Here is a 21,458-nt window from a genome sequence, read left to right on the forward strand (position 1 = left end):
CGGCTAGGTTCTTGAAGCAGGTATATTCTTTGTATAGGGCTTGAAAAACCACCCGTAACGGGTGGCTTTTTCTATTAATATTGAAGAATATCGTATAGAAACACAAACTCTAAAATTTAGGAATGGGAGTGAAAAAGTGGGAAAGATCCTGTTTTTTACAAATATTGAGCGTCAATTTTATTTATGGAACCAAGCAAGTGAAATGATAGAAAAACAAAAATTAGAGACCGTATGCAGCAGTAAAATGATTCAGGAATCGACACCTTGGGGGGAAGAATGGAAAGGAAAACTAGCTTCTGCAGATATAATTATTTTTCGCTGGATGGGAACAGGATTGGATTGTCGATTTTTGCGAAATGCTTCAAAGTTTATGCAGCAAAATAAAATTCGTCATCTTTTTTTGGTGGAAGATGTTGGCGACGATTTAGTGCAGTATGACGTTCAGCGGAAACAAGAAATTTTAATTCGACAGTATTTTACTTATGGAGGAATTGATAATTTTTATAATTGTATTTTATGGCTGAGTTGTGAATTTTGTGGAGAAAAGTGTGATTTTAAAGAACCCCATCTGTTGCCCTGGAATGGTATATATCATCCGGATGCTGAAACAATCTATCAAGATTTGAAGCAATACAAACGTGATTTTTATCAAGAGGGGCAATCTACAATTGGCTTGGTTTTTTATCGGGATGAGTGGATTTTAGGTGATTTAGGTTATCAAACTGCCATTATTCGTGAAATAGAAAAAAGAAATATGAATGCAGTCATTGTGTTTACGAATGGGCAGCCTAATCCGGACGTTAATGCACCGGGTATCCAAGCGGCTTTCGAAAAATATTTTTATGAAGATGGACAGGTTGCTATTGATGTATTACTAAATTGTATGAAATTTTCTTTAATAACAACAAGAGCATTAGAATTATCGGCTATTCAAGAATTAAATGTACCGCTGTTACAGGCCTATACTTTGAGGAGTTCTTATCAGGAATGGGAGCAAAGTACGGTAGGTATGACGCCAATGGAGATTTCTGTAAGCGTAAGTTTGCCAGAATTTGACGGAATTATTCATTCTATACCCATTGCAACAAAAGAAGAAAATGAGCGGGGACTTATTTCTTATGTACCGATTCCCGAAAGAATTTCGCTTTTGATACGAAAGGCAGAAAAATGGGCGCGATTACGCTCGAAACCCAGTGCGGAAAAAAAGGTGGGAATTGTATTTCACAATTATCCAGCCGTAAACTCGAATATTGGTTCTGCCGCTGGCTTGGATTCGCCGGAAAGTGTGCGCCTTTTATTGGCGGAAATGGCAAGGCAGGGCTATGTTATCGATCATATCCCCCAAGACAGTAAAAGTTTTATGGAAGAGTTAATCTCCCATGCTACAAATGATCGCCGGTTTATTACAGAAAAGCAGATTAGAGAAGCCGAAGGACAGTTAACCACTGAGCAATATTTGAATTTTTTCAAACCGCTGGCAGAAACGACAAAGGAACAACTGGAACGTGACTGGGGAAAGGCACCTGGTGATGTATTCAACTATGATGGGCAGTTATTGATACCAGGAACATTAAAAGGAAATGTTTTTATTACCGTCCAACCACCAAGAGGCTTTGGAGAAGATCCATCTAAACTGCTGCATTCTCCGGATTGTGCACCAACACATCATTATATTGGATTTTATCATTGGCTGCGGGATATATGGCAGGCTGATGTTCTGATTCATGTAGGTACACATGGATCTTTAGAATGGCTGCCAGGAAAAGGTGCGGGAATGTCTAGAAAATGCTATCCAGATATTTCTATTGATGATATGCCGAATATTTATCCTTATTGGATTACAATTGTCGGGGAAGGTGTTCAGGCAAAACGGCGCAGCGCCGCTTGCTTAATCAGCTACTTGACGCCACCCATGAGCCAATCGGGAACCTATGATGAACTAGAAGAATTAGAAAAGATAGTGGATGAATATTGTCATTTTAAAACAACTCAGCCAGACAATATCGCAACAGTACAAGAATTGATCAGAGAGAAAGTAGCGGCTGCTAACTTGGCAGAGGACATTCCAGAGAATCAGGAAGAAAGCTTTGACGAATATGTCGGAAAAGTACATGCCTATGTTACTGATATTAAGAACATGCAAATTCGGACCGGACTTCATATCTTGGGATGCCCGCCGCAAGATGAGGCGATGATTGAGTATTTGTTAGCATTGACACGTTTAGAAAATGGAGAAATTCCTTCGTTAAGACAAACTTTAGCAGCTATAGATGGATTTGAATATTATGAGTTGCTTGAAAACAGCAGTAAAATGATGAACGATGGTACAAAAACGTATGGTGCTTTTATTGATGAAATACAAGAAAAAAGTAAAGAAATTATTTTGATTTTGGCTAAAGAGCAGTTTAAGGCAGAGTCAGTGCATAAAATTGATCAATTATCTTGGGTTCGCAATTTATCGCAGGAACATTTAGACAAAGTACGTATTGTAGCAGAATATATTTGTAATAAGATTGTGCCGAATTTATTGAATACAACACAGGAAATTACGAATTTAATGGCAGCCTTACAAGGAGAGTATGTAGAGCCAAGCGCCGCTGGCGCGCCTACCAGCGGCGGAGCTGACTTGCTTCCGACAGGACGTAATTTTTATGGAATTGATCCCAGGGTCTTACCGACTCCTGCTGCATGGGAAATTGGGGTTAAAATGGGTGATGAAGTAATCTCCCGTTATATTGCCGAAGAGGGGCATTACCCTGAATGTGTGGGGATTGTATTATGGGCAGGCGCTAATATGCGCAGCCACGGACAATGTGTTGCTGAATTTTTATATCTGATGGGTTTAAGACCGGTTTGGCAGCGAGGCAGCATGCGAGTGATTGATGTGGAAGTTATTCCTATTGATGAATTGAAACGTCCGAGAATTGATGTAACAGGCCGGATTAGTGGCATGTTTCGTGATAGTTTGCCGGGAGCAATTACTTGGTTGGATAAAGCAGTAGACATGGTAGCTGGCTTGGATGAAAGCTTAGATATGAACTATATCCGCAAACATGTTTTAGCAGATGCAGCAGAATTAGAAGCAACAGGCGTAGATAAAGAAACAGCATGGGAGCAGGCGGCTTACCGTATTTTTGGTGATCCTCCGGGTGCATATGGTGCAGGAGTCGGTAATATGCTGGAATCTAAAAATTGGGAAACAATTGATGATTTGGCAAATGTTTATATTCGATTTTCTGGACATGCTTATGGCGCAAAAGGAAAAGGAGCGTATCAGCCGGAGTTATTTAAGAAAAGAATGGCTGGTTTGGAAATAACCATCAAAAATGAAGACAACCGGGAATGTCATATGTTAAGCTCAGACGATTTTAACGCCTATCATGGTGGAATGATTGCCACAGTACGTTCTTTGAGTGGTAAAGCCCCGCGTTCTTATTGCGGTGACAGCAGTGATCGCCAAAAGGTGCAGATGCGTAGTTTGCAGGAAGAAGTAAAGCGATTGTTTCGCGGTGAGGCCATCAATCCTAAATTTATTCAAGGCATGAAAGAACATGGATATAAGGGTGCACAAGACTTGGCAAACTTGGTGGCACACAGTTATCAATGGGATGCAACCAGCGCGGTACTTGAGGATTGGATGTACGAAAAGTATGCAGAAAAGTATGCATTTGATCCTGAAATTCAAGCATGGATGAAAGACGTGAATCCATGGGCATTGCAACGTCTGACCGAAGTTTTATTGGAAGCAGAACAACGGGGATTATGGAATGCAAAACTAGAGACAAAACAGGAATTGCAGAAATTATATCTGTCATTAGAAGGTGAATTAGAAGAGAATAGTGATGCAAATTCTTAAAAACGACTGTGCCATGGAGGAATTGAATGAAAAAAATTCTTGCTATTTTTATGCTAATGATTTTATTCATGCTTTTAGGGTGCGGCATAACTAATGATAAAACCACTTCTGTTGGGGAATCTGCTTACCAGGTGGTTGATATCAGGGGAACTGTTGTAGCGATGCCCGCCAAGCCCAAACGTATTGTAACGCTCTCGGCAAGTACGGATGAAATTATTTTGGGTATGCTGCTAACGGAAAATGTAGTAGCGATTAATGCACTTCTGGATGATCCCGTAAGCTCTAGCATTGTAAAAAAAGCTCAAAAAATACGAAATAAGATAAAAAATCCATCTTTAGAACAAATTATTAGCCTTCAACCAGACTTAGTGATTGTCCCTCACTGGGGAAATGCGGAAATTGTTGATGGCTTGCGAGATGTTGGCTTGAATGTTGTTGTGTGTAAAGGACCGCAGAGTGTTGAAGATGTTCGTGAAACAACAATGCTGTTAGCGAAGGCAATTGGTGAAGAAAGCAAGGGAATTCAATTAATTGCTAAAATGGATGAAAAATTAAAAGAAATTAAGAATAAAGTTGATAAAATCCCAACGGAAAAAAGGAAAACGATTATTTTAATTTCTTTGATGCCTTCTTATGGCGGAACAGGCTGTATTTTTGATGATATGTGTAACTATGCAGGTGTTGTAAATGGAGTGTCAGCAGCAGGTATTAAAAATGGACAGATTGTGGGTAAGGAATTGTTAGTAAAAATAAATCCAGATATTCTGATCTTGCCTGTATATAATGATCATGGAACTTTTGATGTGGAGGCTTTTCGCAAAGAATTTTTAGATGATCCAGCGTTGCAAACATTAACTGCAATCAAAGAAAAAAGACTTTATATGCCGAGAGAAGGTTATATTTATAACTGTTCACAAGATGTTGTTTATGGAATACAGGAAATTGCGTTTGCTGCATATGGAAATGATTTTTCTCAACCAGCTGATTGTCATATTTCGATATCAGGAGAATAGTGAAATGAGAGTGAAGCGATTATTATGATTAGACAGTCTGAACGAAAAAGCCCGGTGTACTGTAATTTAGGCAGTGCGTATTTAGCTGTTGCCTGTAACCCAGGGGCGGTTGTCATTTTTCATACACCCAAAGCATGTTCGCATTTAGCTTTGGGAAGTTACTGGAATATTAAACGGAGAGAATTTTTGAGAGATCCGGGGATGCTAGTACCTAAAAAAAACAATTTGTTTGTAACGGGAATATCGGATAAAGAAGCCATTTTTGGCGGTGAAGAAATTTTGCGTCAATGTTTACGTGATGTTATAAAAATGCCGGATGTTGAGTATGTCATTGTTGTTCCAGGGTGTACGGCCGGGGTTATTGGCGATGATGTTATTGCCATAGGAAAAGAAATTGAAGAAATTTCCAATATTCCGGTGATTGTTGTTCCTGGAGCTGGCTTTATGAGTAAACATTATATTGATAACAATATTAGAATGCTAGAATATCTGCTGGAACGGTTTGCCATACCAAAACAGGAAAAAACGCCAGCGAAAATTGCCATGATTATTGGAGAAAATGCAGCAACGGGAAATGAACATAATATTCAAGAAGTTAAACGATTGCTGGGTTATTTTGGCTTTCAAAAAATATTGTTTCCGCCTAATGCAACGACGAAAGCAGAGTTTTCTCTTATAACGGAAGTGGAATTAATTATTCCTGTTGGTATTTCGAGAGATCATTTTGAAAAATTGCAAAATTATGCGCAAGGTTTGGCGATACGCTATGATGCAAAGTTCTATCCTAATAATTATCCTAGCGGAATCGAAGGCACAAAGCAGTGGCTATTAGCATTAGGGAAACTGTTGCAGTGCGAAAAGACAGCCCAAACTGCCTGGGAAAAAGAAAAGAGAAAAATAGCTGATTTTCTAGAAGAAAAAGGTCATTTATTAGTAAAGAAAAAATATATATTTGTCATTGGACATCCTCGGCGGTATTTTGATGCCGAGCAGCATATTAAAACGTTAGCTGTCGCTGGCGTTAAGTTAGAAGCAGTCGTTTTTCATAACGATTTAACAAGTAAAGAAAAAGAAGACCATAGAAAACGTTTGGCGGAATTTACAGATGTGCCTTGTTTTGAGGAAAATAATTTAAAAGAATGGATAAACAAAGTTGATTTTACGCTTACGACGACTACTTTAATTGATATTCCACATCAATTATGCCTTGCAGTGCAACAAGTGGGGACTTGGGGCGTAGAAAATTTATATAAAAAAGTAATTGCAACAGTAGCAGATAAAGGAAGGAGAATACTGTATGAGTACTGAGCAAAGTATGGAGAAATGGCTTCCTTGTCAAAGCCGTTGTGAGCTAGCAGGTGCAGCCGCGTTTTTTCTCAGTATAGAAAATAGTGCAGTTTTAATTAATGGGCCTCGCTGGTGTGCGATGATTGCAGAACGTGAAATGGCCAGTGTTGAGAAAAAATATGAAAAACAAATGTTTTGTTCGGAAGTAAAAGAGTTTGATCTTTTGTATGGTGCAGATGATGCAATGTTGAATGCGCTTGATGAGGTGAAGAATGAATGCCAGCCTGAAGTGATTACAGTCTTAAATAGCTGTTCGGTTAGTTTGATTGGTGATGATATTGGGGGGATTTGCAAACGAGCAAAAATGAATTGTCCGGTAATTTTTATGGATGCTGGGGGGTTACATGGGGAGTTTTGGACAGGCTATCAAGAAGCGGCAAAGAAATTATTAGGAGAATTCAAACTTACTAGGACAGAATATTGTCAAACAAATCTGGTTAATATTATTGGCTGGTGTACTAGTTATCCAAATTGGAAAGGTGATTTGGAAGAAGTGAAAAGAATGCTCCGCATTGCAGGCATTGAGGTAGGAGTTTGCTTAGGCGCTGACGGAGTGCCAATAGAGGAAATAAAAAAAATACCGTTAGCAGCCTTTAATCTGGTTTTACATCCGGAATTAGGAGTTTCTTTAGCAGAATTATTGCAGGAACAACTTGGACAGGAATTTTTTATTGCGCCAATTCCCTATGGCATGCAATGTTCACTTGCATGGCTGAAGGGAATCGCATCAAAATTGGGGATAAATGTTGATTTGCAACAATTAGAAGCAGAAGTTGCAATTAATCAAGAAAAAATTGATGAGGCAATTTTTCAAATGAAGGGAAATAATAAAAACATAACTTTTGGAAATGTCTACATGGAACTTACTTATGGCCATGCCTATGGAATAGCAAAAGCGTTGCAAAAAGAGTTTCCCGACTTAGCACAAATTTTTTTGCGCATACAAGGACCGGCGGAGCAGAGTTATCCAAAGATTGAAGGAGTAAAAAAATGGTTGCATTTTGATAAATTAGAGATTGATGATGAGCAAAGTATTGATTTGGTTTTTGGTAATGTCCAGAGCAGACTTGAAATAGGACATTACCAGCAAGTTATTTTTAAGAACTTATTATTACCAATGCAGGGGGTCACTGTATATGAAAGACCTTATGCCGGAATCTTAGGCTGGAAGTATTTGTTGGCAGAGATCATAGAAAACTTTCAGACAATGGTCTATTTAAACCCAGTCTCCAGATAAACAGGAATAAAGTCTATTTTATAAAAAGGCTTGACTGTATGAGCAGTATATAGTTTATCTTATTAAGTAAAGTGAAATTTTTATTCTGAATGATTATATGTTTTAATTGAATATTTAAGAGAAAATAGGTGCCCGAAAGGGCTTAATAGGGAAATCGGTGAAGTGCCGATGCGGTCCCGCCACTGTAATGGGGAAGCAAATCCACAAAATGTCACTGAGAGATATCTTGGGAAGGCGTGGACGAGCAATGATCCAGAGCCAGGAGAACTGCCTATTTTTCATTTGCCAAAAATCCTACGAGCGATGGGATGGTAATTTAGGACATTAACAATGTTTATTTTGTCATGGAATCAGTGGCAAGTTTAACATATTGGTAATACTAAAAAGCCTTTCTCGAGCGTTGAGAAAGGCTTTTTAATATTTATTAATGCAAAGAGTGAAAATAAAAATAAGGGAGTTATGTTGATGAAAAAAATTTCAAAGAAAAAAGCGACATTGGCAATGGTTTCTGCAATTACACTTTCTGCAAGTTTCGTTTGGAGTGGTACAGTGCACGCGGAAGAATCAAAAGAATACTTTTTTGATGAAGTGGTCGTAACAGCAACGAAAACACCAGTAAAAGAATTTGATGCGAATGCCAATATTACTGTTATTACAAGTAAAGACATAGAAAAAAAGCATTATACAAATTTATCAGATGCATTGAGAGAAGTGCCAGGTGTTAGTATTAGCAACTACAGTTTGGCTGGGTATAATAGCAGTAATGGACTAAGAATTAATGGTGCGGAAGAAGTTGTTGTTTTAGTTGATGGTGTAAAAGTTAATTCCGCAGGTGCAAAGTTCTCTGCAACCATGTTTAACAACTTAGATAATATTGAACGAATTGAAGTGTTGAAAGGTTCTGCTTCTACCTTGTACGGATCTGACGCCAAAGGCGGGGTTATCAATATTATTACCAAAAAAGTAGATGGAAACAAATCTAAATTAAAGGTGGAAGGTGGAAGCTACAGTGCCGAAACTTATTCATTTATGAATGAAGGCCGTCAAGATGACTGGTCCTGGCGGGTTTTTGCACAAAAGAATTTGCTGGGCGACTTTAAAGATGGCAAAGGAGTTACGACACCGACAGCTTTGAATGCCGATACGACAAGCTTTAAACTTACAAAAGAGTTTGGCGATAAATCAGATTTGACCTTAACATATGATACTTATAAAGCTGATTATAAATTTATGTCTTTGTGGGATAAACGATTTAAATCTGGTAGAACAGATAATTATAATGGAAAATTGATTTATAATACTCGCTTTGACGACAGTACCACCAATCAATTTTCAATTAGCACTAATATGTATGATGATTTATATCAGCAAGATAGTGGTAGCCTATATGCAACAAAAGTTAAAACAACAAGAATTTCTGATCAGTTTACAAAAAGCTTTAAAAATATTCATGTCTTAACAACTGGATTTGAATTCACTGAAGACAAAGTAATTTCTTTTAATGACAAAAAATTAACGAATCGCGCACTTTATCTGCAAGATCAATGGAATATTACCAATCAATGGAAATTAACTGGCGGCGTACGTTATGATGATAACTCCGGCTTTGGTAATCACACTACTCCAAGTGTTAACTTAGGATATAAATTTAACAATAAAACCAATATGTATGTAGGGTATAGCGAGTATTTTATTCCGCCTTCCCCAACCAATTTATATAGTGTAAAATATGGTAATCCTAATATTAAGCCGGAAACCGGACATACTTCTGAAATTGGTATTAACCATAGAATTGATGATACTTTTGTTGCTTCAGCGCATGTTTTTAAACGGGACTCTAAAGATAGGATCGGCTATGTTGCGCCTAAGTATACAAATGTTGGAGACGAAAAGTCAGATGGCTGGGATATTCAATTGCGGAAGCAATTTTCCAAGGCACTGAGTGCTTATGTTGGGTATGTGCATACAAATGTAGATGCAACAGCACAAAGAGCGGCAAATGTGGATGGATATGTTCCGAAAGGTGCATGGAATATTGGCGCTGATTACACTGCCGGTAAATGGGATGTTTCTCTTGTAGGAAAAGGCATAATAGATAGACTTGGCCCCCAAACGGCTGATGCTGTGGATAATTTCTTTCCGGCAACTACCTACTGGTTATGGGATATTGGTTTGAATTATCAAGTAAACAAAGATATTAAAGCATTTGTGAAAGTGAATAATATCTTTGATAAATTCTATGCGGAGCATTCTAATGCTCGGTACAATTGGAGTACGACCCCAAATGAACAATGGTGGAGTTCCCCAGGAAGAAATATTCGCATCGGTATGGAATATTTCTTCTAAATACTGGGAAATAAGGAATTTTATCCAAAATTACATAATAACTATTTCAAGAAGTGGGCTCTGAGCAGCGAAAGTTGCACCAGATTATGAAAGGTGGCGTAGTTCAGCCGCTGTAATGGAAGTGAGTCCTACAACAAGTTATTTGACACTACCTGGCAAAAAGTGATAAAATTAGCTGCAGATGAATATAGTTGAGTCAGGTGCCCTTAGGGGCTTAATAGGGAAGACCGGTGTAACACCGGCGCGGTCCCGCCACTGTAATGGGGAGTAAACCCGAGGAATACCACTGGGATGAAAATCTTGGGAAGGTTTGGGCGAGCTATGATCCAGAGCCAGGAGAACTGCCTGTCTAAAGATCGCCGTTTTACCCACGCGTGATGGGGAGGAGATTACAGTTGCGTCTGCTTTGCTTGGAGTTAATCCAAGTAAGCTATGTTGCTTTGCTGAATTTACTCCTGGTCATAGACCAGGAGCTTTTATTTGGTTTTATGCTGTAGAAATTCTCCCGGCTGCCATGGTAGCCGGGAGTTTCTTATTTAGTAACATTCTTATAAACACCTTAATAGTTGTGAGTCGATTATGATCGGCGTCTTTTACTTAGACAGATCATTTACTGAAAGGAGGTGTTAGGTGAATAAATGAGGCTAACAAGCAGCCTAAGCAGGAAGAAGTTAGTGTGTTTGTTCAGTATTAGTGTGCTGTGTTTATTACTTTCCGGTTGCCCGGTCAGACAGGCTAGCGACAAACCGTTAAACTACCAAGGTGGTTATGTTGTAACAGATGATAGTGGATATACCATGCTGCTGGCAGACAAGCCAAAACGTATCGTGTCGCTTGCGTATAGTTCAGATGAGATGTTGGTGGAGCTTGTTACAATGGAAAGAATCCTTGCTTTTAGCCGCTGGGCCGATGACCCGGGAATAACTTTTATTACCTCTGAACAAGCTGCCAAAGTGACCCAAAGGGCCGTACCCTATGCCGAAGCGCTCATTGCACTCAAACCAGATCTGATTATAGCAGCGGCCTCCAACCTGCGCCCGGAAGCGGTACAAACACTGCGCGAAGTTGGAATTCCTGTATATATTTCCAAAAGCCCCAAAACTGTGGCAGAAGTAAAACAAAAAGTAAGGAATATTGCTCAAGTGGTGGGCGAAGAGACCAAAGGTCAAATTATCATTGACCAAATGGAGGAACGCTTGCGACAGCTTGAAAAAAAACTAGCCCCAGTTACACCAGATAAAAACAAATGTTGTATGGCCTTTGACTTTATCGGTGTTATCGGCAGTAAAAATAATCTGTTAGCAGATATATTTAGATATGCCCATTTGCGTAACGGTGCTCTCCAGGAAGGGATAGATCAAGGAGAAAATCGTCTTTCCAAAGAGCAAATTATTGCCGTAAATCCTGATATATTTATGTTACCAACATGGAATTATGACAGACGAAGTGATGTTGATACCTACCGGCAGCAAATTATTACTGACCCGGCTTTGGAGAATGTTGCCGCAGTCCGCAATAATCAAGTAAAACTTGTTTCTGACCGGTATCGCTATGTAGCCTCACAGCATGTTGTTGAAAGTATTGAGGTGTTTGCCAAAACAGCCTATCCGGAGCTTTTTTAATTTTACATAAAGAAGGTCATCATGCGGAATCTATATAGACGGAATCAGAGAAAAATTATTGTATTGTTGGTATACTTTTTTCTTGTAATAATTTTATCTCTTACTCTTGGACAGGTGGATATTTCCTTAACTGGAACTATTGCTGTAGTAGGTTACCAACTGTATCTGCCTGGATTCAGCGCGGACGATTTTACATTAGAGCAACAAGCTATTCTTTGGCAAATACGTATGCCACGAACGTTGGTGGGTCTCCTGGTAGGTGCGGCGCTGGCTGTTTCTGGTGCAGTCATGCAAGGTGTTTTTGGAAACTATTTAGCAGATCCGGGTATTATCGGTGTATCAAGTGGCGCGGCTACCGGTGCTATGATTGCCATTGCTTCAGGAAGTGGCTTTTTGAATCTTTTTTACATGCCGCTTTGCGCTTTTATCGGTGCGATAGTGGCTGTCAGTATTACTGTGTTTCTGGTAATACGGCAAGGAAAGATTCCGGTGATGGCACTTTTGTTGGCAGGCGTTGCCGTAAGTATGATTTTAGGAGCAATAAATTCTGGTATCTTAACCTATATCAACGAACAAAAAATGCAGCAATATCTATTCTGGATGGTTGGTGGTCTTGACTTTAGGCGTTGGGAGCATGTTTACCTAGCTTTTTGGCCTATTAGCATAGGTATTAGCGTGCTGTTATTGTTAGCACGCCAGCTTAACACTCTCGTCCTTGGTGAAACAGAGGCTAGAGCTGTTGGGATGGCGATTGTTCCCATTAGAGTACTTTTATTGCTAGTTGCTTCCATGACCACGGCTACGGCGGTATGTGTCAGTGGCAATATCGGGTTTGTTGGCTTGGTAATTCCACATATCGCTCGCATGCTTGTGGGGCCGGATCACCGTATCCTGTTACCCTTTAGCGCATTGGCCGGCGGCATGTTTTTACTGATTTGCGATACACTGGGACGGATATTGCTGTGTCCATCCGAAATACGCGTAGGCATTATGACGGCAATTTTAGGAGTTCCATACTTTTTGTATTTGTTACGAAGAATGCACAACCAATAGTTAAGTTAGGTTAGTGATAAAGGGTAATTTATTAAATTTTTGAGAGGAGTTTTTCCATTGAAGAAAAAAAATCTTGCCAAGTCAAATTTATGGAAAAAGGTTTGCTTAGGAATGTTACTTGCTAACAGCGTATACTTTCCTGCAAGTAGTGTTTGGGCGGCAACAACCGATGATACAGATAAATTTACATTAGATTCGGTGGTTGTTACGGCCCAACGCAGTGAAACCAGAGATCTGGATACACCAGCGTCAGTAACAGTAATTACTGCTCAAGAACTAAAAGAAACTGGCGCTGTAAATGTTTTTGACGCGTTAGAACATACCATTGGCTTTAACAGCATGTCCTATGGACCGACAGGTACTGACTATGGTATGTCTCCCAGCAGAACGATGGTCCGTGGTCTTGATAAGGGAACATTGGTTTTGGTCAACGGTGCCCCGATCAATTTATTGAATTATAACGGGTCTGGTGGAATTCCACTGGAAGCGGTCGAGAAAATTGAAATTATTAAGGGCGCAGGTTCTACACTATATGGATCGGAAGCGTTAGCCGGTGTAGTAAACATTATCACCAAAAAACCGGGGAGCAAGCAGCAAAGTACTGTGGGTATCTCAGGTGGCAACTATAATAAAAACTGGTCTGTAAGCTCAGAACTTGGTAACAGCGCTATTTATCTCAAACGAGAATATATTGCTGCGGTTGACAGGACTTCAAGAGATAATATCACTAATAAATCAACTAATGCTGCAATTCAGCCTTATGGCTTATATAAAGGCACTAAGGACAGTTTTTATTATACAACCCAGCTAAATGATGACTTGACCTTTAACTGGTCTTATACCAATCTGCAAACCAATCGTCCGCGGTTCAATGTGAACGGTTCGAGCTACATGTTGTATAAATATGATGATATACGTAATAATCTAAATCTAATCTATGATAATAAAAACAATAATGTTAAGTCTGTTCTATCTTTTAACAAAAGATATTCATTTGGTGATAAATATACCTATTCAACCGGAAAGTGGGCTATTAGTGAACGATATAACATGTATGGTCTAAATTGGGATACTCAAAAAACATGGCAGTTGAGAAATGACCTTGACACTTTGATTGCCGGAGTTACGTTAGCGCAAGAGCATTATAATGACCCTTCTACTGACGCTGCGGCTATTCGTAAAAATGCTTTACGCAATAGTCTCGCTGTATATGGGTCCTATACCTATGCTGTTAATCCTAAGTTTAGTACAACACTAGGCTTGCGGGGGCATTTTATTGATGATTATGCGACAACCGAAAATGTCTTTTTGCCACAAATCCAGACACTTTATAAAATAAATGACAATACTTCCTGGTATACTAATATCGGCAAGTCCTTTCAAATGCCAGCGCTAAACCAATATTTTTCAAAACAAGATGCTGATTTCAACAGCTTAAAACCCCAACAAGGTTGGAATTATGAAATGGGGCTAAAAAAGATAATTGATAAAAATCAGTCTTTGAAATTAGCAGTCTATCATATGGATATAAAAGATCAGTTTGTTTGGAAAAAGAATGAAGACAATACTGACTATATGACTAACGCGGGAGATTTTCGTAACACCGGTATTGAAGCAGAATATGTAAAAATTCTTAATGATAACTGGAAATATAATATCGGGTTTAGTTATTCTAACCCGGAAAATAATGAAAGTGGCTCTTGGGAACAAAGTAACAGCAGAATACAAACAACCGCCGGCGTAACTTACAATAAAGACAAATGGCTGACTAATCTTAATTTCTTATTCTTAGGTGATCGTGAAGAAAGTTACTACAGAATCAATGGAGACATTAGTGATGTTCCAGATCGCATCCAGCTAAATGCCACAATTAACTATCAGCCGGAACATAACCAATCAGTTATTTTGAATTTATATAATATACTTGACCGTGATAATTCTGTAAATAAATATGAGAATTTGGATTTGCCGTTTAACTGGACAGTAAGCTACAAGTATACCTTCTAAACAAGTCCTGTAAGAATGTATTTGACAATACCTGCCAAAGAGTGCTAAAATTAGAAATAAATGAATATAGTTGAGTCAGGTGCCCTTAGGGGCTTAATAGGGAAGACCGGTGTAACACCGGCGCGGTCCCGCCACTGTAATGGGGAGTGAATCCAAGAATATACCACTGGGACGAGAGTCTTGGGAAGGTTTGGACGAGCTATGATCCAGAGCCAGGAGAACTGCCTGTCTAAAGATCGCCGTTTTACCCACGAGTGATGGGGAGGAGATTACAGTTGCATCTGCTTATCTTGGAGTTATTCCAAGTAAGTTATGTTGCCTTGCTGAATTTACTCCTGGTCATAGACCAGGAGTTTTTATTTGGTTTTATGCTGTAGAAATCCTCCCGGCTGCCCACGGTAGCCGGGAGTTTCTTATTAGTTCCATTCTTCTAAACTCCTTCATGTTTGCGGGTCTATTATGACCCGCAGTTTTTTTTCTTAGAGCGCTGAGCAGCGTTACTATATATTCGGGATTAAAGGTTTTTGTAAAAAATTAACCCCCTTGTATACAAATTTCTGAAAGAGGTGTTTTTGTTGAAAAAAATTATTCTATTGCTTGTTTTTGCTTTCATTATGACCAATGTATCGCTTGGTTTTGCTGCCGATAAACAAAAAGATGCTGATGCCAAGCAAATTGCCACTTGCACCAAGGCTATTACGGCTAATCCGAATGATGTGGCAGCCTATGTGAAACGGGGAAAAGCCTATACGAGTAATAATCAGCTTACGCTAGCAATAGCTGATTATACGCAGGCGCTCAAACTAGATCCGAAAAATGTGCAGGCCTATGCAGCACGGGGACTGAGCTATTCTGAAGCCAAGCAGTATGAAGCAGCACTGGCTGATTATAGCAGTATTATTGACATATCTCCCTATGATATTGAGGCTCACTTCCGGCGCGGGATATGTTATTACTATACAGGCCAGTATGAGCTTGGTATCGGCGACGTAGAGCAAGTTCTTGCCGTTCAACCTCAGCATGCAGGAGCCTATTTGATTAAAGGAGTCTGTTATCAAAAGTTGGAACGAAATGTCGAGGCTATTGCAGCCTATAAAAGTTTACTGGCCAATGTGCCGGCAGATAAACAAACGCAAGAAGCCATTGCGGTAGCAAAAAAAATGCTAAAAACGCTTGGGGTAGAGCCATAATGCTAACAGGAAATAGATGCTAATTTCAATAGTAGTATGATAGGAGAGGGTAAAGAATATGCAGAAAAAAATTGCTTTTTATGGTAAAGGTGGTATTGGGAAATCTACGACAGCGGCCAATGTATCTGCGGCTTGGGCTGAACGTGGGTACAAGGTCTGCCAAATTGGTTGTGATCCCAAAAATGATTCGACACGGCTCTTATTAGGGCGGGTCTGTTCTCAGACTGTCCTCGATATGGTTAAGAAATACGGAGAAGAGGTAAAGAAGGAACAACTTGTGCATACTGGTTTTGGCGGCGTACATTGTGTGGAAGCAGGCGGGCCTGAACCGGGGGTAGGTTGTGCCGGACGCGGTATCATCGTGGCATTGGAAAAGCTGAAAGACTTGCAAGCTTTACCTGAGGATGCCATTATTCTCTATGATGTACTGGGCGATGTGGTGTGCGGCGGCTTTGCTGTACCCATACGGGAAGGCTATGCAACCGATATCTATATTGTTTCTTCTGGTGAACTTATGTCGCTGTATGCGGCCAATAATATTGCCAAAGGGGTAGCTCGTTATGCCTCCCGGGGGCCAGTGCGGCTTGGTGGTATTATTGGCAACAGCCGGGGTATTGTTAATGAACAAGCATTACTTCAGGAATTTGCGAAAAGGTTAAATACTAGCCTAGTAGCCTATATTCCCAGGGAACGCACGGTTAATAAAGCCGAGATTCATCGTAAGACAGTAATAGAATTCGCGGCAGCTTCGCCGCAGGCGGCTATTTATCGGCAATTAGCCGATTTCATTTGTGAGAATACAGCGCTAAGTGTGCCAACCCCGATGGCCTTTACCGAATTAGAGGAGTTGGTGCTTGCTTATGGTGATGACTAAACAGGCGACAACAGTCAGCAAGCGGGGATCTGCATTATGACAGGCAGGGTTAAAAATAAAGCTGCGTTTTTTGCAGGGATGACTGTACTATTACTGATAGTCATTTTGTTTTCGCTGGCCTGGGGTCAGGTTAGTGTACCGATTGATGCGGCAATGACAGTTATCGGGAAGCAATTACACTTGCCAGGCCTAGACGGGACTGGTGTTACTCCTGAACAGACTTCCGTTATTTGGCATATTCGTATGCCGCGTACCTTGGTAGGACTACTGGTAGGAGCAGCCCTAGCGGTAGCAGGAGCCGTAATGCAAGGAGTATTTGGTAACTCGCTGGCTGACCCGGGAATTATCGGGGTATCAAGCGGCGCGGCGCTTGGGGCTGTTATTGCGATTGCTTTAGGGGTGACAGCTAATGGAATTTTTTACATGCCCGTATTTGCCTTGACAGGTGCATTACTAGCAGTCGGGTTGACAGTTGCGTTAGCCATGCGGGATGGCAAAATACCGGTGATGGTGCTCCTATTGGCTGGTGTTGCCGTAAGCATGCTAATGGGAGCTCTGACTTCAGGCATACTTACCTTCATGAACGAGAATCGGCTACGGGAGTTTTTATTCTGGGTAGTAGGGGGCTTGGATTACCGCCGCTGGGAACATGTTTATCTGGCCGCTGGTCCAATTATTATCGGTATTCTTATTTTGTTTTTATTGGCCAGACATCTCAACATTATGGTTTTAGGGGACCAAGAAGCACGTTCTGTAGGGGTTCCGGTAGCAGTTTTTCGGTTAATACTCTTAGTTATCTCAGCATTGACAACCGCAACAGCTGTATGTGTTAGTGGTACAATCGGCTTTGTGGGCTTAGTGGTTCCCCATATTATGCGTCTTTTGCTTGGGCCAGAGCATCGGACGCTATTACCTGCCTGTGCCTTGGCGGGCGGGCTATTTCTGGTGGCCTGTGATACACTGGGGCGACTGGTGATTCCACCATCTGAGGTTCGGGTTGGTATTATGACCGCACTACTAGGTGCGCCCTACTTTTTGTATTTGCTACGCAAAGCCCAGAAAGGAGGGGGACTGTCATGAATGCAAGTAGTCAACCAGCGTTAGCAGCCGCTAACGTAGGTGTTACTATTGGTGATAATGTTATTTTGCGGGATATTTCTTTGGCAGTTAAGCCTGGCGAATTTGTTGCTATTATCGGTCCTAATGGTGCGGGGAAAAGTACGTTGCTCCGTGGATTACGTGGCCTGGGAGCCATTAGCGCCGGAACTGTCCAGGTTTTTGGACAGTCAATACATACTATGGGCGATAAACAACTGGCACGTACTATTGCCTATATGCAGCAGGAAGTAAATATTGGTTTTGGATTTACTGCGCTAGAAATCGTATTGGCAGGACGTTACCCTTATTTGAAGTGGTGGCAGAATGAGGAAAATGAGGATTATGAAATTGCTAAAAAGTATATGGCGTTTACCGGCGTCGAGAATTTAGCTGATAAATCGGTGCGACAAGTATCTGGTGGAGAAAGACAACGGATTCTGCTAGCAAAAGTATTGGCGCAGGAGACACCGCTAATCTTCCTGGATGAACCGACTGCCAGTTTGGATTTGGTGTATCAGGAAGAAATCTTCCGCTATTGTCAGCTTATGTGCCAAGAGGGCAAAATGGTGTTTATTATTGCCCATGATATCAAACTGGCTGCTAAGTTTTGTACGCGTCTAATTTTATTGGCTGGTGGTACTATACTTGCTGACGGTAAACCGGAAGAAGTCATCACTACCGAGAACCTGGAAAAAGCTTATGGCTTGCATTCAGCTGTTTTTGTTAATAAAGTAACAGGCAATCTAGATATTCATACCTATGAAGCTGCCGGAACTACTACACGGCAACCGTCTGTCCACGTGATTGGTGGCGGCGGTTCTGCCGGGACTATTATGCGGTTGCTGCATGAAAAAGCATATACCTTAAGCGGCGGCGTTTTTCAACAAGGCGATACTGATACTGATGTAGCTTTGGCTTTTGGCATACAGGCAATAGTCGGCCAGCCTTTTTGCGTTATTGATAAAATACAAGGAAGAGAAAACAGAGAAAAAATGCTTGCTGCTGATTTTACAGTGCTAAGCAATCTGTATTATGGTCAACAAAATTTAGCTAATCTTGAGGCGGCATTTGCTGCCCCAAAACTTATTATTATTGAAGATACAGCTATCGAAGAACGCGATTTTACCGGTGGTAAAGCAACCAAATTGTACCGTGATTTGCTTACATTGCCGCAGGTGACTGTTCTAAACTCTATGCAGTTTGCCGCACAGATAGCTGACGGAGAATTTTAGCAGATGCGTGGACAATAATTAGCAGGAGGGCAAAATGATATGCGTCAATATATTCCCAAGAATTGGCCGGTAGATGACACTGACCATTCAGAGCAAGTAAATAAATCTGCTAAGATAAGTTACCTGAAAAAGAATGCCTTACAGGTAACTGCTCCACAGTATTTGGAGGGGTGTTTTAAGGCCAGGCAGATGGCTTATCTCCAGGAAAAATGCTGGATATGAATTCAGTTCCTGCAATCAGTGATTGCAAAAAAAATAAGTAAAGAAGGACTATTATTATGTCAGAAACCAAAGGTTTAATTATTGTAAACACAGGGAATGGCAAGGGGAAAACAACAGCAGCACTGGGGCTGGGAATGAGAGCCTGGGGGCAGGGACTTAAGGTATTAATATTACAATTTATCAAAGGCAACTGGAAATATGGTGAATTACAGGCTGCTGAGAGAATGGGGGAAGATTTTGTTATCAGGCAACTAGGTGAAGGTTTTGTGAGAAATACTACCAGTGATGCCGAAGCTAATCACCAAGAAGCTGCCGCTCAAGCGTTCCATGCAGCGAGAACGGAAAGCATGTCCGGTAAATGGGACATGATTATCCTGGATGAAATCAACTATGCCATTATGTTCGGACTGGTTCCTGTGGGCGAAGTAATTCAGTTGCTGGAAAACAAGCCACAGTCCTTGCACTTGGTGCTTACCGGGCGCGAAGCGCGGCGGGAAATCATTGACAGGGCAGATTTGGTCAGCGAAATAAAAGAAATTAAGCATCCTTATAAAAAGGGTATAACGGCGCAAAAGGGGATAGAATTCTAAAGTAATTACAGGTTGCTGTGCGTAGAATGCCAGATGCCGGTGCCATTTAGCTCGACGATTTGTCGGTGATACGCTTTTAGTGTATCCCTGTGCCCAATGCTAATAATTGTTGAAGCAGGCAGTTTTTCTTTCAGTACCTGATACATAACTTGTTCCATTTGACTATCAATGCACGAGGTGGTTTCATCCAGGAAAAGCCATTCAGGTTGATGCAAGATCGCTCGGACCAAGGAAAGGCGCTGGAGCTCACCCAATGAAAGAACTTTTGACCAGTCTGCTTGGATATCTAAATGAGGAACACATTCACTTAGTTGGCATAATGTTAGGCATTCGTTGAGCACTGCATCAGAGGTGTCAAGCATATGCGGGTATAAAATAGCACTGCGCAATGAACCGACTGGAAGATAGGGCTTTTGCGGAAGAAACAGCATGGCATGGTTTTGCGGGAAAGATATTAGTCCGTCGAAATAAGGCCAGAGGCCTGATAACGTTCGGAGTATTGTCGTTTTGCCGCAGCCCGATGGACCGGTAATGAGCAGACTGTTGCCAGCATAAATTTCTAGTGTAAGCTTGTTAAGGAGAATGTGACCGCCAGGAGTGAATATTGAAAGATTTTTAATAATCAAAGCATTGTGCTTGCAGAATGCTTGCGGTACTGGTTTTTTCTTAGAATATGAGACTGTTTTGATGAGTTGGTTATAAAATTCATTTAATCGGTCTGTTACAGCCTGCCACTGAGCAATTTTTCCAAAACTCTCAATGATATAAGATAGAGCCGAATGTACATACCAATAAGCCCCCGATATTTCGAATAATTGGCCAAGCTGCAATTCTTCATTAAAATATCGGGGAGCTGCAATCAAAAATGCAAAGACAATTGAAAATTGCGAGTAAGCGGAAGTTAGCCAGGTAATGGCTCGGGTCGTTCTTATTATGGAAAGATAAGTAGTAACGATTGTGGCAAAACGCAGTAGTAAATTTACCTTTTCCTGTTTGTCACCTTTATATAACGCAACAGATTCCCCATGCTCTTTTAACCGTACTAAAGAGTACCGGAAATCTGCTTCGTTACTTTGTTGAATATTATTTTGAAACATGAGTGGACGCCCTACTCCCAGTGTTAACCAAGTTCCCAAAGCCGAATAGAACAGGGCAGACAAAACTAAATATCCGTGTAAAACAACACTGGTATCAAACAAAGAGAAATGTAGTTCCCCTGATAGTTGCCAAAGAACGCTAGAAAACACGATAAGGGTTACTATATGGCGCAACAATCCGGTAGCCAAGTCCAAAGAATGAGTGACAAATAGATTGATATCCTCGCTGATTCGCTGGTCGGGATTGTCTACAGCATTTGCGATGAAATTCATACGAAAATAAGTTTGATTGTTTAGCCATAGTGTAATATATTTATCCGTTAGCCATTGGCGCCAGCGTATTTGAAGCAGCAATTTAAAGTGAGTTTGCCAACCTGAAGTGCCTGCTGTTATTGCAGACAGCAGGACAAATTGGACTAAAGCATCATAAAAACCGGACAAGCTGTGCCGCTGTAAGTGACTGTAAAATTCTACTTGCCAGTTGTTGATCTGCATGTTGAGCAGCACGATGAGTACTGTACAAGCAATTAGAAAAAGTGTCACTATCCATGCCTTTCCACCCGCTGCTGATAACCAATAGGTAAGGGCCATTCTTATCAATATAGTTGCTCCTCTCGTCATAAGTTACCATTCCATAAAAGGCAGGTAGGGTATGTATATGCGACTATTATGAG

At 40.7% G+C, this 21,458-nt stretch carries 15 protein-coding genes and 3 riboswitches; of the genes, 14 read left to right on the top strand and 1 reads right to left on the bottom strand.

Going from position 1 to position 21,458, the window contains the following annotated elements:
* Window positions 1–136 precede the first annotated feature (136 nt).
* The 14 genes from cobN (at window position 137) to cobO (ending at window position 19,687) form a co-directional block, all read left to right on the top strand.
* The gene (gene cobN, locus ACZ449_RS08410; RefSeq protein WP_464260578.1) at window positions 137–3,856 is read left to right on the top strand and encodes a cobaltochelatase subunit CobN; all 3,720 of its coding nucleotides are present in this window, start codon (window positions 137–139) and stop codon (window positions 3,854–3,856) included.
* 26 nt (window positions 3,857–3,882) lie between these two features.
* Window positions 3,883–4,869 (top strand): ABC transporter substrate-binding protein, encoded by a 987-nt coding sequence (locus tag ACZ449_RS08415; protein WP_464260579.1) that lies wholly within the window; start codon window positions 3,883–3,885, stop codon window positions 4,867–4,869.
* A gap of 24 nt (window positions 4,870–4,893) precedes the next feature.
* Window positions 4,894–6,177, top strand: a complete 1,284-nt coding sequence (locus ACZ449_RS08420; RefSeq protein WP_464260580.1) for a nitrogenase component 1 — start codon at window positions 4,894–4,896, stop codon at window positions 6,175–6,177.
* Window positions 6,167–7,453: a nitrogenase component 1 gene (locus tag ACZ449_RS08425; RefSeq protein WP_464260581.1), complete on the top strand. Its 1,287-nt coding sequence runs from the start codon at window positions 6,167–6,169 to the stop codon at window positions 7,451–7,453. Before ACZ449_RS08420 ends, ACZ449_RS08425 begins: the two co-directional genes overlap by 11 nt.
* 109 nt (window positions 7,454–7,562) lie before the next feature.
* A riboswitch (cobalamin riboswitch) is annotated at window positions 7,563–7,742 on the top strand.
* 176 nt (window positions 7,743–7,918) lie between these two features.
* Entirely contained in the window at window positions 7,919–9,799 is a 1,881-nt protein-coding gene (locus ACZ449_RS08430; protein WP_464260582.1) for a TonB-dependent receptor plug domain-containing protein, read from the top strand.
* A gap of 181 nt (window positions 9,800–9,980) precedes the next feature.
* Window positions 9,981–10,162: riboswitch (cobalamin riboswitch) on the top strand.
* 275 nt (window positions 10,163–10,437) lie between these two features.
* A complete protein-coding gene (locus ACZ449_RS08435; RefSeq protein ID WP_464260583.1) occupies window positions 10,438–11,421 on the top strand; it encodes an ABC transporter substrate-binding protein in 984 nt (327 codons plus the stop codon).
* Window positions 11,422–11,442: 21 nt separating this feature from the next.
* Window positions 11,443–12,474 (top strand): FecCD family ABC transporter permease, encoded by a 1,032-nt coding sequence (locus ACZ449_RS08440; protein ID WP_464260584.1) that lies wholly within the window; start codon window positions 11,443–11,445, stop codon window positions 12,472–12,474.
* 57 nt (window positions 12,475–12,531) lie between these two features.
* Entirely contained in the window at window positions 12,532–14,481 is a 1,950-nt protein-coding gene (locus tag ACZ449_RS08445) for a TonB-dependent receptor plug domain-containing protein (protein ID WP_464260585.1), read from the top strand.
* Between the two features lie 60 nt (window positions 14,482–14,541).
* Window positions 14,542–14,724: riboswitch (cobalamin riboswitch) on the top strand.
* Window positions 14,725–15,056: 332 nt separating this feature from the next.
* A complete protein-coding gene (locus ACZ449_RS08450; RefSeq protein ID WP_464260586.1) occupies window positions 15,057–15,671 on the top strand; it encodes a tetratricopeptide repeat protein in 615 nt (204 codons plus the stop codon).
* 58 nt (window positions 15,672–15,729) lie between these two features.
* Window positions 15,730–16,545: a nucleotide-binding protein gene (locus ACZ449_RS08455; protein ID WP_464260587.1), complete on the top strand. Its 816-nt coding sequence runs from the start codon at window positions 15,730–15,732 to the stop codon at window positions 16,543–16,545.
* A gap of 36 nt (window positions 16,546–16,581) precedes the next feature.
* Window positions 16,582–17,625 (top strand): FecCD family ABC transporter permease, encoded by a 1,044-nt coding sequence (locus tag ACZ449_RS08460; RefSeq protein WP_464260588.1) that lies wholly within the window; start codon window positions 16,582–16,584, stop codon window positions 17,623–17,625.
* Window positions 17,622–18,875 carry an ABC transporter ATP-binding protein gene (locus ACZ449_RS08465; RefSeq protein ID WP_464260589.1) on the top strand — a complete coding sequence of 418 codons (1,254 nt, stop codon included), beginning with the start codon at window positions 17,622–17,624 and terminating at the stop codon, window positions 18,873–18,875. The genes ACZ449_RS08460 and ACZ449_RS08465 overlap by 4 nt, the downstream gene beginning before the upstream one ends.
* Before the next feature lie 39 nt (window positions 18,876–18,914).
* Window positions 18,915–19,097 carry a hypothetical protein gene (locus ACZ449_RS08470; RefSeq protein WP_464260590.1) on the top strand — a complete coding sequence of 61 codons (183 nt, stop codon included), beginning with the start codon at window positions 18,915–18,917 and terminating at the stop codon, window positions 19,095–19,097.
* A gap of 56 nt (window positions 19,098–19,153) precedes the next feature.
* Entirely contained in the window at window positions 19,154–19,687 is a 534-nt protein-coding gene (gene cobO / locus ACZ449_RS08475; RefSeq protein WP_464260591.1) for a cob(I)yrinic acid a,c-diamide adenosyltransferase, read from the top strand.
* A 5-nt stretch (window positions 19,688–19,692) separates the two neighbouring features.
* Here the strand turns inward: cobO and ACZ449_RS08480 are convergent, their stop codons facing one another.
* Complete coding sequence (locus ACZ449_RS08480; RefSeq protein ID WP_464261841.1) at window positions 19,693–21,375, bottom strand: ABC transporter ATP-binding protein/permease; 1,683 nt, start codon at window positions 21,373–21,375, stop codon at window positions 19,693–19,695.
* Window positions 21,376–21,458: the final 83 nt, after the last annotated feature.

It is taken from the genome of Desulfosporomusa polytropa (assembly GCF_055380075.1).